This window comes from Sediminivirga luteola, from assembly GCF_014639315.1.
Classification (GTDB): domain Bacteria; phylum Actinomycetota; class Actinomycetes; order Actinomycetales; family Brevibacteriaceae; genus Sediminivirga; species Sediminivirga luteola.
The window spans coordinates 39,474-52,502 of the sequence record NZ_BMFY01000004.1; the positions used below are offsets into that span (position 1 = coordinate 39,474).

Sequence of the window (13,029 nt, forward strand, 5' to 3'; positions counted from 1 at the left end):
GAACTGACACATACCTGTCCCTGGACTGCAAGCCCTGAGACACTATGGGAAGCCGCTGTCTTTCTCATCCCCGGTTCCAGCGGCGGAAGGCTGGTGCAGATGTTCGGTCCGCTGGTGTGGTTCGGCGGTTTCAACGTCGCAACCTGGACGTTCGCGGTCGTCCTGACCGCACTCATCGCGCTTCTGCTGACCGCTCTAGCCCAGCGAGCAGCCCGACGTCGCACTCACAACTTCGGCTTCGTCGCGGGCTCGCTCCAGGCGCGCCGTTTCCTCTACGAGCACGGGCACAAGCTCCCGCCCCACCAGACCGCGATGACGCGAGCCGGCACCCCGCCCCGCCGCGCCCCCGAGCCACCTCCGGCTGAATCCGCCGCCCCCGGTTCAGCTCAGCCGGGCCGGGGTGCCGCGCACTCCAGCCCGAGCGCTCCCCACACCGGCGCAGACGTCCCGCCGCCACCATCGTCGGCACCCAGCATCGGCACTGCGCCCCCTCATCGCGCGCCCGGACATCCTGCTCCTCCGGCATCCGGGCCGCGCTCCGCACCACCCGGTCCCGGCCAGGCGCCTTCCGCTCCCGCGCGGCCCCCGGCAGGTCCGGGGTATCCGCCATCGGGTCCTGCCTACCCCGCCTACGACGCGGGCGCGCCTTCGCCCGCCGGTCACCCCGGTGGCGCCCCGGTCAGCGCCGCACCGCGCAGCGATCTGCCGCTGAACATCCTCCTGTACGTCGGTGGTCTGCTGATCGTCGCGGCCATAGGCGCTTTCATGCTCACCACCGAGAGCACCGCCATCCGGCTCTCCTTCGCCTGGGGCGCCGCGCTCGTCTTCTACGCCGCTGGAATGGTCCTGCACCGGACCACAGCCCGCCTGCGCACCGTCGGGATCGCGTTCACCGGCACCGGCCTGGCGATCCTCCCCTTCGCCGGACTGGCACTCGGCGGCTGGGACGTCACGAGCGCCTCCGTGGCCTGGCTGCTGACCTCACTCGCCGGCGCCCTGCTGTACATGGCCGCCGCGGTCGCGCTCGGCAGCCGGATCATCTCCTGGTTGTCCATCGGGTACCTGTTCTCCTCGGTCCTGGCGGCCGTGTCCTTCGCCTCCACCGACGTCGTGTGGCACCTGGCCGTCCTGATCCTGGTCTGCACCGCCGTCCAGGGCCTCCTGTTCGCCCTCCCCCTCCACGGCGGCCCCGGGCGCCTGCTGGCCACGCCGGCCCGGCATCTCTCGGACTACCTGCCTCTGGCCGCCGCCGCGGCATTGCTGTTCGTGCGGCCAGGCGCCGCTGACATCGCGATCATCGGGATCGCCACCAGCCTGCACCTCGGCCTGGTGCGGGCCATTCGTGGCCGCTACGAGGCCGAGGCCGCGCTGCGCTTCACGGTGCCCGCAACGCTCATGGCCGCTCTCGTCTGGCTCGGCTCTCCCGCCGGACTGGGGTCGATCCCGGCACGCGGAATCATCATGGCGCTCGTCCTCGCCCTGTGCGGGCTCGCCGTCGCCGCCCTGGCGGCCGTCGCCCTGCACCGGCAGAGCACGTCGAAGAACTCACCATCGCAGCTGGACCGCGCGGCGGAGTGGACCTGGATGGCCGCGGCGTTCGGCGCGATGCTGCTGGCAGCGTGGATCACCCGCTTTGACAGCGGCGTCGAACTCTTCAACGTTCCCGCACACACCATCCCGCAGCTGATCGTGACCTTAGGTCTCCTGGCCGTCACGATCACCGCGGCCCTCCTGCTGGCCCACCGGCTGCGCTCCCTCGCCCTCGTCGTGGTCGCCGGGGCCATCCTACCGCTGCTGCCGATCAGCCTGTGGACCGCTGAACGCGTCCAGGACCCCACCGGAGTCGGCGCCCCGGCGACCTTCTTCGCCCTCACGCTGCTGCCCGTCCTCGGCTACCGTGCGCTGCCGGGCCGCCGTGCACCGGCAGTAGCCGGCCCCTTCGCCGCGCTGTACGCCGTCATCGGCGGCGTGTGGCTGGCCGTCGCCGAACCACCCCACGGCATCCTGCCGCCGATGCTGGTCCTCCTGGCGGGCTTCGGCATCCTCGTCGCCGGTGTCCTTGTCAACCGCACCGCCCACCTGGCATGGTCCTGGCCGGTGCTGCTGGGTCTGACCCTGCCGGTCCTGGTACTACGCGCCCTGGATCTGACCAGGGACTCCTGGCCGGTCGTCTTCGGCTGGGCACTCCTGACGATCAGCGTTGCCGGGCTGCTCGCCGACGCCGTCCTGCTGCTCACGCGCAGACGCGGCGCAGGACCCCTGTCCGTGGTGATCGGCGCCGCGGCCCTCCGGTTCCCCGCGCTCGTGTGGCTGATCCTTACCGCGGCCGCGGTGGTCCTCACTGACGAGGGGCGCGGCATCGCAGTGGCACTGCTGATCGGCTCGATGGTCCTGGACGCAGCCCGCACCAACGGTTTGCTGTTGCTTCTGGACGCGGGACCGCAACGTCCGGCAGGAACCCCTGCGACCGGGCAGGCATCCGCTGCCCGGCCCGCCCCTCAGGCCGCTGATCCAGCGCGGGCACGCCGGTTCGCCGGCCTCCCGCGTCTTCTGCTCACCATTCTGACGGTGCTGCCGCTGGTACAGGCGCTCCTGGCCCAGGGGCCGTCGGCGCTGCACCCGGCAGGCATCCTGATTCCGGCGGTCGCCCTGGCCGCGTGCATCGCGGCCCTGCTCCTTCACCGCATCCGGTGGCAGTACTACACCCTGGTCCCTGCGATCCTCCTGACCGCCATACCCATCGGGACTGCGCTCGCCGATCACGGCGCAGTGCAGATGGTGATCGCGCTCTGGTTGAGCTGGGCGGCGTTCTATGCGCTCAGCTGGGGCAACCGCCTCGTCGAGCAGCGCCGCACCACCGCAGACACCGGGCCGTCCGCGGCCGTTCAGCAGCCGTTCCCGTCGTCCGCTCCACCGAGCGCCGGTCAATCGTCGCCGCCGTCCACCTCGCCAGCTGCGGGTCAGCTGCAGAGCTCGCCGCCTGCTCCGCCGGGTGCCGCTCACCCGCCGTTCGCCGCGCCGCCGCAGACGCGTGAGGTTCCGTCGCCTGCCCGTCGCTCGCCGGCTCCGCGCGCGCCCCGTCTGCCCGGCGCGCTGCGTTCACCGCGGACGCTCACCATGTATCTGGCCGCCGCCGGAGCCCTGTTCCTGGCAGCGATGTTCTCCCTCGGGCTCCCCTCCGACGACGAGGTCTTCCGGTCCCTGCCACGATTCGTCGCCGGTCTGACCTTCATGGCCATCGCCGTCATGGTCGGCATGGAGGGCCTGCCACGTCCTGGCCGTCCCGCCCGGCAGCTCCTGCTGGAACCGGCCGCCTATCCGCTGGCGCTCGGCCTGCTGCTGGCACTCAGCGGCCTAGTGCGCGTCGACTTCTACATCGCGATGCATCTGCTCCTGCTGCCCGCCTTCGCCGCCGCCTTGCTGCTGGGCTGGGCACGCAGCCGCCGTACGCGGGTCCCTGAGCAGCAGCCGCCTGCGTCCGTTCGCGGCCTGAGCGGCAGCCCGGAGCCGCGGTGGATCGTCGCCATGGCGATCCTGACGTTCACCGGTCTCATCAGCACCCTGCCCGATCCGGAAGCCGGGTGGAAGTCCCTGCTGTTCCTCTGCGACCACGTCGCCCTGCTGGTCGCCGGAGCGCTCACCCGCCGGCCACTGGCCCTGTGGTGGGGCCTGGTCGCCGCGACTCTGGCAGTGGTCTTCGGTCTACGGCACATGCTGTGGCTGGCGCTGCTAGTGCTGGGACTCATCGTGATCGCGGTGGTCGTCTGGCAGCTGCTGCGGCGCAAACCCGATGCCGGCAAGAACGACGATGCCGCCACGGCGCCGCCCCCGCAGCCGCATTCACCCGCACCTGCCGCGAATCACGCGGCATATCCGCAGCACCCCTCGGCACCGCAGGCCCCGCCGGGAGCTGCCGAGTACGCGCAGCCGTGGCCGGGCGCCCAGCAAGGGCCGGCCTCCCAGCAGGCACGCCCGTACCCGTCTGCGCAGCCACCCCAGGGACCGCTGTACGGATCTCGCCAGGGGCCCCCGCCCCCGGCACGGCAGCATTTCCCTGCACCCGGGGCGGGCCAGCGCTTCCCTGCTCCCCCACCGCAGCCGATGCAACCGGACCAGCGACCACCGTCGGCGCGACCAGGCCAGCAGGACGGACCACCGGTGGCTCCTGCGCCGCCGACGGGGCAACACCGCCCGGAGTGGCACCCGCCGCAGCCCGGGCAGCGCACCTCCCCCGCTCCCTCACCGCAGCAGCCACTTCAATCGCCGCAGTCGCCGCCCCAGGGTACTGAACGCACGCCGGACACGCGCCAGGATCTCCCTCACACGGGAGCCCCTCATGCCCCGGACGAGCGTCCGGAGGGCGGGCCGCCAGAATCGCGCCGCTGAACCGGAAGCCATCCTGGAAGCGGCCGTCCGGGCGGCGAGGGCCTCAGCGCCGGGCGCGCAGATCCTCCAGGTACTCCGCGATGCGGCCGATCGCGTCGTCGAGGACGTCCACCGAGGGAAGGGTGACCAGGCGGAAGTGGTCCGCGTGCGGCCAGTTGAAGCCGGTGCCGTGGGAGACGAGGACCTTCTTCTCCCGCAGCAGCCCGAGCGCCCAGGCGGCATCGTCCGTGATCGGGTACATCTCCGGGTCCAGGCGCGGGAACAGGTACAGTGCGCCGGCGGCCTGGTTGCAGCTCACGCCGGGGATCTCATTGAGCTGCCGGTACGCGAAGTCCCGCTGCTCGCGCAGCCGGCCTCCCTCCGCGACGAGCGCGTCGATGGACTGATACCCGCCCAGCGCCGCCTGGATCGCGTACTGACCGGGCACATTGGCGCACATGCGCATGTTCGACAGCAGCGTGATGCCCTCGATCAGATTCTCCGCCCGCTGCACGGGCCCGGTGATCGCCAGCCAGCCAGAACGATAACCGCACACCCGGTAGGCCTTGGACAGTCCTGAGAACGTTAGGGTGAGCACATCGTCACCGGCGAGCGCGGCCAGGTGGCGATGCTGCGCGCCGTCGAAGACGATCTTCTCGTAGATCTCATCGGTGAGCAGGATGAGCCGGTGCTCCGCGGCGATCTGCACGAGCGCCCGCAGTGTCTCCTCGGAGTAGACCGCACCGGTCGGGTTATTCGGGTTGATCACGACGAGTGCCTTGGTCCGGGGCGTGATCCGGGATCGGATGTCCTCCGGATCCGGGTTCCAGCCGGAGCCCTCGTCGCAGGCGTAGTGCACGGCGCGCCCACCCGAGAGCGAGACCGCTCCGGTCCACAGCGGATAGTCCGGGGCCGGGATGAGGATCTCGTCGCCGTCGTCGACGAGCGCCTGCAACACGAGGGTGATCAGTTCCGAGACGCCGTTGCCGATGAAGATGTGATCGATGTCCAGATCCAGGATGCCGTGCGACTGGTAGTACTGCTGGACCGCTTTGCGGGCGGAATGGATGCCGCGGGAATCGCTGTACCCCTGGGCGTCCGGCAGGCTCGTGACCATGTCTTGCACGATCGCCTCCGGCGCCTCGAAACCGAAGGGGGCGGTGTTGCCGATGTTCAGCCGCAGCACCTTATGGCCTTCCGCTTCCATGCGCTGTGCTTCCACCAGATTCGGACCGCGGACGTCGTAACGGACATGCTGAAGCTTGGCGGACTGCCGGTAGCTGACCGGCTGCGCAGAAATGGTCATGCGGACACTGTAGCGCCTGCGTAACGCAAGCGCGAAACCCGTGTTTTCGCGGCGTTTCACCCCGTACCTCCCGCCATCTAAAAGGTATGGCGAGCAACCTGAAGACCCGGCGCCTAGATGCACTGCGCGAGCGCACGCCTTCACGGCTTCGACATCGCGCTCCAGCCGTTCCGAGACGGCCCTGAGGTGCTCGTCCCGCTCACGGGGAGGCCGCCAGCGATGAAACCGCGCACCAGAGCCGATACGGACACTCCGCTGTCCGGCGCCAACGACTGCAGCGCCCCGAGAGTTCCGGGAACAACACGGACTGTCAGCAATGGTGCCGAGTCGCGATTCGGCTTCGTCTCATTGGAGAACCCAGGCCGGCAGCACGAAACCCCCGCCGCACGTGCTGTCGCACGTAAGACGGGGGCTTCGCGATCACGCATCGCCGCCGGCTGGTGAGCCGGGCGATGGGCGCGATCAGCGCACGCCGGGTGTGGCGCGCAGGTCTTACTTGAGGGTGACGGTGGCGCCGGCGCCCTCGAGGGCCTCCTTGGCCTTCTCCGCAGCTTCCTTGTTGACGCCCTCCAGGACGGCCTTCGGAGCGGAGTCGACCAGGTCCTTGGCTTCCTTGAGGCCCAGCGAGGTCAGACCACGGACCTCCTTGATGACCGGGACCTTCTTCTCGCCGGCGGACTCGAGGATGACGTCGAACTCGTCCTTCTCCTCGGCCGGGGCGTCGCCACCAGCGGCACCACCGGCAGCCGGAGCGGCAGCAGCGGCGACGGGGGCGGCAGCGGTGACCTCGAAGACCTCTTCGAACTTCTTCACGAACTCAGAGAGCTCGATCAGGGAGAGCTCCTTGAATGCATCGATGAGCTCGTCGGTGGTGAGCTTAGCCATGAGGCTTCCTTCCATCAGCGGCCGGCGCGGACCGGCCATGTCTCGTTATGCGGGGTGGGGTGACAAGCACGCCCGATCAGGCGGCTTCCTCCTGCTTGACGCGCAGGGCTTCGACGGTGCGAACCGCCTGGGAAGCCGGAGCCGCGAACAGAGCGGCGGCCTTGGACAGGCTGCCCTTCATGGCGCCGGCAGCCTTGGCCAGCAGCACCTCGCGGGACTCCAGATCGGCGAGCTTGGTGATCTCCTCGGCCGTGAGCGCGGCACCGTCCAGGTAGCCGCCCTTGATCACGAGCTGGGAGTTCGCCTTGGCGAAGTCACGCAGAACCTTCGCTGCCTCCACCGGCTCGCCCTGAACGAAGGCGATGGCGGTAGGACCGGAAAGCTGCCCCTCGAAGGCATCGATCCCGGCCTCCTTGGCGGCGATTTCAGTCAGCGTGTTCTTCACCACGGCGTAGGTGGCGGTCTCACCGAGCTTCACGCGCAGCTCCTTGAGCTGCGCAACGGTGAGGCCGCGGTACTCGGTCAGCACAGCGGCATGCGAGTTCTCAAGGGTCTCCTTGATCTCCGCAACCGCGGCTGCCTTGTCTGGCCTCGCCATGGCATTCCTTTCGTCGATGCCGGTCCCTTGCATGAAGGTCCTCGCACACGAAAAAAGCGCTCCGCGCAGGTCGCGCGAAGCGCTTGCATGATGCGCGTCCCCATCCTGGTTAAGGACAGGACCTAAGCGCATGAAAGCTCTCGTCACGCCTGCGCAGGCCACTCATCGCGAGTGCTTAGGTCCTGCCCGCATCCCTCATGACGAGATCTGCGCGCACGACGACCGGCGGTCTTGGGCAGATACCACTGTAGGGCATGGCTTCAGTCCCCGCCAAATCCAGGGCGACGTGCGGCACGTCCGTTGCTAGCCTAAGGCGTCATGGCAACCCTCACGCCCGAACTGATCGCCCGCGAATGCCTTGGCCTGCTCGAGGCCCACGGCCCCGAGGCACTGACGTTCCGCCGCATCGGGCGCCATCTGGGCGTCGACCCCACCGCCCTGTACCGGCACTTCAAGAACAAGGACGAATTGATCCTGGCCATCGGGGATCTATTGATGGCCACCGCGATGGACGGTTACGAACCCGCCGATGACTGGGCCGAGTCCCTGCGCAACCTCCTGCACCGCAGCCGTGCGGTCTACCTGGCGCACCCGCACGCCGCCGTCCTGGCGACCACGCGCGTGACCCGCCGCGAGGGTGAGATGGCGATCGTGGAGGCGATCCTGCAGGAACTCCACCGGGCGGGCTTCCCGCCACCGGAGGCAGCGCGGCTCTACCGCGCCCTCGACGATATGAACCTCGCTTTCGCCGGCCTCGATGCCGCCTTCCGCATCCTCAGCGAAGAGCAGCAGGCCAAGGACGTCGGGGCCTGGTCACAGGAGTACGCCCAGGCCGATCCCGGCCGCTACCCCCGCATCGCCGCCACTGCAGAGCACCTGGCGGGCATCGACGAAGACCCCACCTACGAGCTCGCGCTCGACCTGATGCTGGAATCGATCGCCCGGCGCGCCGCAAACCCGCCCCGCCGCGACTAGCGGTCGCGACTAGCCTCGGCATCGCGTGCCGGCCCGGGCGTGCCTGCATCCGGCCCCGCTGCAACCGGCCGCAGCCCGCGACCGCACCGGCCACACTGCAGGCGTCCAGCGGGTCCGCAACCAGTTCGGCTCGCCCGCAGCCACTCTCCGCCGAAGACGTCCAAAAGAGAAGCAGCTGGCAATGCGTCGCCACCGCGGTCTTCGGAACTGTCACTGATGTCCTGATACAGAACTGTCACCCCGAAGTCCCGCGAGACAACAGTCGCTAGACCGCGAAGAAGCCGCGGGTTTTGCACCACCCCCTTGCCACAAGTGAAGGCGGCCGACGCCGGTTCGGTTCAGACGCACCCCGATGTCAACGCCGTTGACATCGCTCGTGTGACGTGCTTCACTCGTGTCCTGTGAGTCGCCTCACGCGCTGATGTCGTTGGTGCGGGGCGGCCTGACACCGTGAATGCGCACCGGTCCCGTACCGGCGAAGTGGAGGACAGACGCGTGACCACTCCCCCGCCAGCAACCGCCGACGAGGTGGCCGGCGCCCGTGCCGACGCTGCCGGCAGCCTCCGGCTCGACCGGGTGACCAAACGGTTCGGCGGTGCGACCGCCGTCGACGCCATCAGCTTGGACATCCGCGCCGGCGAGTTCCTCTCCCTGCTCGGACCTTCCGGTTGCGGCAAGACCACCCTGCTGCGGATGATCGCAGGCTTCGAGCAGCCCAGTGAAGGCGCGATCCTGCTCGACGGCACCGACATCACGGACACCCCCGCGCACCGGCGTCCCATCAACACCGTCTTCCAGTCCTACGCACTCTTCCCGCACATGAACGTCGCCAGCAACGTGGCCTATGGGCTCAAGCAGAGCCGTGTGCCGCGTCGGGAGATCAACAACCGGGTCCGCGAAGCCCTCGAGATGGTGCGCATGCTCGATTTCGCCGAACGCAAGCCGGTGATGCTCTCCGGCGGGCAGCAGCAGCGCATCGCACTGGCCCGGGCGCTGGTCAATCGTCCTCAAGTGCTGCTGCTCGACGAACCGATGTCAGCCCTGGACCGCAAACTCCGCGAGGAGATGCAGATCGAACTGAAGCTGCTTCAGCGGCGGCTCGGCACCACCTTCGTCTTCGTCACCCACGACCAGGAAGAGGCCCTCACACTCAGCGACCGCATCGCCGTGATGAACGGCGGGACGATCCAGCAGATCGGCGGTGCCGAGGAGATCTACGCCCGCCCGGCGAACGAGTTCGTCGCCGGGTTCATCGGCAAGCAGAACTTCGTGCCGGCTACCGTCGCCGCCCAGGATGCGTCAGGCTTGCACCTGGACTCCGCGCTCGGGCCGCTGCTGGCCGCCGCCCGGCACGCGCAGGATGCCGGCCCGCGGCAAGGCGGCACCGGACCGCACCCCGCTAGTGCTGTGCCCTACGCCGACCGGTCACGGCATCAGGACGCTCAGGCGCACACCCCGCATGCCGAGGGCCACCAGCCCCAGACCCAGACGAGCCCCCTTGCGCCGGGAACGCGGGTGAAGGCGGCGATCCGGCCAGAGGACATCAACGTCGTCGCGGCGGCCCCGAGCAGTCACGACGCCGCAGCGGCGACACTCGGCCGAGCACAAACCAGGAGCGATGGCGACGTGGCTCGGTCGCCAGGGACCAACCGGCTCATCGGCCGCGTCGGTGCCGTCTTCTTCCTGGGGGACGCCGTCTCCCATGCCGTAATACTCCCCGACGGCACTGAGATCATCGCTCGCAGCCCGCGCGCCCGCGCCGCCCAGCTCTCCACTGGAGACGCCGCCGAGTGCCGGTTCCCCGCCGAGGCCATCCAGGTGTTCGTCTCATGACACGGCGTCCCCTGCGGGTGCTCGCACCCGATGACACCGTGCGCCGGATCAGCCGGCGGCTCTTCCTCAGCGGACTCGCCGCGGCCGGAAGCTCGGCAGCGCTGGCCGCCTGCGGGGCCGGCGACGCCATCGCCCCGTCCCTCGATCCCGACGGGGAGATGGAGAGCCAGCTCAACGTTTACACCTGGGGCGAATACGACGACCCGGACGTGATCGACGCCTTCTCCGCCCGGCACGGCGTACGCGTGCAGATGGACAACTTCGGTTCGAACGAGGAGATGATGGCCAAGCTCGGCGCCGCCCGCGGCACCTCCGGGTACGACATCATCGTCCCCACAGGCATCTACATCCCCATGATGGCCGAGCGCGGGTTGCTCCAGCCGCTTGACCACGGGCTGCTGCCGAACCTGCGCAACCTCTCCCCCGCCATCGCCGATCAGGACTGGGACCCCGGCAACGAGTATTCCGTGTGCAAGGCCTGGGGCACCACCGGGTACGTGTACGACCGCACTGTGATCACCCGGCCGATGACCTCCTGGGAGGACTTCCTCCTCGCTGCGCAGGACGAAGCCAGCGGCAGCACCACCGTCCTGGAGGACCCCTGGGAGGTGTGCGCCATCTGGCTCGCCGCCCAGGGCGAGGACGTCAACACCGACGACCCCGAGCTCCTGCAGCTCTGCGAGGACGCTCTGGTGGACTCGCTCGCTCCGCATCTGCGCGCCTTCGTCTCCACCGCCACCACCGGCGTCGTCCAGGGCAGCTTCGCCCTCATCCAGGCCTATAACGGGGACGCCCGCCAAGCGCTCATGGAGACCGGCGAACCTGAGCGCTGGGAGTTCGTCTTCCCCACACCGACGGCGAATCTCTGGATGGACAACTGGTGCATCGCCGCCGGAACCCAGCACCCCGATGCCGCCTACGCCTTCATCGACGCGATGCTGGATCCCGAGGCGGCCTTCGCACAGATGGACTACGTCGGGTACGACACCGGCGTCGTGGGGCTGCGCGAACGGGCCGAGCAGGAGGAACTGGACTTCCCCGAGATCGTCTTCCCGGACCAGGAGATCCTGGACCGGCTGACGGCATCGGAGTACAACGACGGCATGGAGAAACGGGTCATCGCCTATGACCGGCTGGTGGCCGAGAGCGGGGCGGCATGAGACTGTCACGACGGATCTTCGGCACCGCGGCGCTGTCGTTCCCCACCTGGGCCTATGTGCTGTTCTTCTTCATCCTCCCGGTGGCCCTCGTGGTCTGGTACAGCTTCGGCTACAAGCCTGATGCCTTCACGACGCACGCGATGGACCAGCTGTCCTTCGATCGCTACGCCGAAGTGATGCAGCCGACCTTCCTGAGCACCTTCCTCGCGACCCTGCGGATCTCCGTCGTCGGCACCGTGCTGTGCCTGCTGATCGGCGTGCCCTTCGCGTACTGGCTGGCCGTGAAAGTCAGGCCGGAACGCCGCATGCTGCTGCTGGCACTCGTCCTCGTGCCGTTCTGGACGAACTTCCTGGTGCGGACCCTCGGCTGGCAGATCATCCTCGCCCCCGAGGGCTTCCTGTCCGGCATGCTGCAATCGATCGGGCTGCTCGGCGGGCCGCTGGACATCCTCTACACTCGCACGGCGGTGCAGATCGGCGTGGTGTACAACTATCTGCCGCTCATGATTCTGCCTCTGTTCGTAGCGATGGACCGGGCCGGGGCTACGCTCCGGGAAGCCAGCCGCGATCTGGGCGCCGGGCGCTGGCGCACCCTGTTCCAGGTGACCCTGCCCATGGCCATGCCCGGCATCGCCAGCGGCTGCCTGCTCGTGTTCATCCCGCTCATGGGCGATTACGTCACTGCCTCCGTGCTCGGCGGCGCGCAGGGTTCCATGGTGGGCCAGCTGGTCGCCAGCCAGTTCAACACGGCACAGAACTGGGCGCTCGGGTCGGCAATGGCGGTGGTCCTGATCATCTTCACCCTCGCCGCTGTGGCCCTCGCCGCCGGGCTCGGCCTACTGGCCCGCTGGGCGTTCCAGCGTTACCACCGCATCGACGTCACCGCCGATGACGCACCGGATTCCGCGGGCGCCGATGTCGGCGGCACCGCCATCACCACGGAGGGAGCGTCCCGATGAGCGCACCGGCACACCGTCGCGCACGCGGCCGCGATCTGCCCGCACGGCTGCTGGGCGTCTGGGGCGTGATCGTCTTCGCCTTCCTGTTCCTGCCCATCCTCGTCATCGTCATGTACTCCTTCAACACCGGCAGGCTCCTGGCAGCGTGGCACGGCTTCGGCTTCGACGCCTACGCTTCAGCCCTGGGCAACGACGTCATCACCGGCGCAGTGATCACCTCGTTGCAGGCCGCTCTGGGCACCGCCCTGCTGGCCAGCGCGCTGGGCACTCTCGGCGGGATCGCGCTGGCACGGGCCAGACCGCGGGCGCTGTGGGCCGCGGCGCTCACATTCCTCTTGGCCTTCACGCTGGTCACCCCGGAAATCGTCGATGGCATCGCGCTGTTGCCGTGGTTCGTGACGCTAGGCGTCGACGGCGGTCTGGCACCGTTCAACAACGGCATGGTCCGGCTCGTCATCGCCCACACCGCCATCTCGATGGCCACCGTCACGTTCGTGGTGCGGGCCCGGTTAGCGGGCATGGACCGACGACTCGAAGAAGCCGCGGCGGACCTGTACGCGTCTCCGCTGCAGCGATTCAAAGACATCACCCTGCCCCTGGCGTGGCCAGGCATCGCCGCCGGCGGTCTACTGGCGTTCACGCTCAGCCTGGACAACACCATCGTGGCCAGCTTCATCCAGCAGCCGGGCTACACGCCCTGGCCGGTGTACATCTTCTCCATGGTGCGAGTCTCCCTCCGCCCGGAGGTCGCGGCGATCTCCACCGTGATGCTCGTCCTGACCCTCCTCGCCCTGGCTCTGGTCGGCTATGTGCTACGCCGCTCCGGGGAGAGCGCCGGCGGGGTGGTGAAGACCTTCACCGGCGGCTGAGCCGGTGATCCAAGCGACAGAGAGCACGACACCCGCCCGGCGAACGCTGGCCGCCGGCATGTTTTCCATCCCGCACCCG

General features: G+C 69.0%; 9 protein-coding genes. 6 read left to right on the plus strand and 3 right to left on the minus strand.

Annotated features, from left to right (window positions below; translation table 11 throughout):
- Positions 1-99: 99 nt before the first annotated feature.
- Positions 100-4,386, plus strand: a complete 4,287-nt coding sequence (locus IEW13_RS05235; protein ID WP_188549891.1) for a hypothetical protein — start codon at positions 100-102, stop codon at positions 4,384-4,386.
- Between the two features lie 43 nt (positions 4,387-4,429).
- Here the strand turns inward: IEW13_RS05235 and IEW13_RS05240 are convergent, their stop codons facing one another.
- From IEW13_RS05240 to rplJ, 3 genes are all read right to left on the minus strand, one after another.
- The gene (locus IEW13_RS05240; RefSeq protein WP_188549892.1) at positions 4,430-5,671 is read right to left on the minus strand and encodes a pyridoxal phosphate-dependent aminotransferase; all 1,242 of its coding nucleotides are present in this window, start codon (positions 5,669-5,671) and stop codon (positions 4,430-4,432) included.
- A gap of 492 nt (positions 5,672-6,163) precedes the next feature.
- Positions 6,164-6,556, minus strand: a complete 393-nt coding sequence (rplL, locus tag IEW13_RS05245) for a 50S ribosomal protein L7/L12 (protein ID WP_188549893.1) — start codon at positions 6,554-6,556, stop codon at positions 6,164-6,166.
- Positions 6,557-6,632: 76 nt separating this feature from the next.
- Positions 6,633-7,154 (minus strand): 50S ribosomal protein L10, encoded by a 522-nt coding sequence (gene rplJ, locus IEW13_RS05250; RefSeq protein WP_188549894.1) that lies wholly within the window; start codon positions 7,152-7,154, stop codon positions 6,633-6,635.
- A gap of 318 nt (positions 7,155-7,472) precedes the next feature.
- On the opposite strand from rplJ, the gene IEW13_RS05255 reads away from it, so the two are divergent.
- From IEW13_RS05255 to IEW13_RS05275, 5 genes are all read left to right on the plus strand, one after another.
- Complete coding sequence (locus IEW13_RS05255) at positions 7,473-8,129, plus strand: TetR/AcrR family transcriptional regulator (RefSeq protein ID WP_188549895.1); 657 nt, start codon at positions 7,473-7,475, stop codon at positions 8,127-8,129.
- Between the two features lie 495 nt (positions 8,130-8,624).
- Complete coding sequence (locus IEW13_RS05260; RefSeq protein WP_308420800.1) at positions 8,625-9,962, plus strand: ABC transporter ATP-binding protein; 1,338 nt, start codon at positions 8,625-8,627, stop codon at positions 9,960-9,962.
- A complete protein-coding gene (locus IEW13_RS05265; RefSeq protein WP_188549896.1) occupies positions 9,959-11,122 on the plus strand; it encodes a polyamine ABC transporter substrate-binding protein in 1,164 nt (387 codons plus the stop codon). The genes IEW13_RS05260 and IEW13_RS05265 overlap by 4 nt, the downstream gene beginning before the upstream one ends.
- Complete coding sequence (locus IEW13_RS05270) at positions 11,119-12,081, plus strand: ABC transporter permease (protein ID WP_188549897.1); 963 nt, start codon at positions 11,119-11,121, stop codon at positions 12,079-12,081. Before IEW13_RS05265 ends, IEW13_RS05270 begins: the two co-directional genes overlap by 4 nt.
- Entirely contained in the window at positions 12,078-12,950 is an 873-nt protein-coding gene (locus IEW13_RS05275; protein ID WP_188549898.1) for an ABC transporter permease, read from the plus strand. The genes IEW13_RS05270 and IEW13_RS05275 overlap by 4 nt, the downstream gene beginning before the upstream one ends.
- The last annotated feature ends 79 nt before the right edge of the window (positions 12,951-13,029 follow it).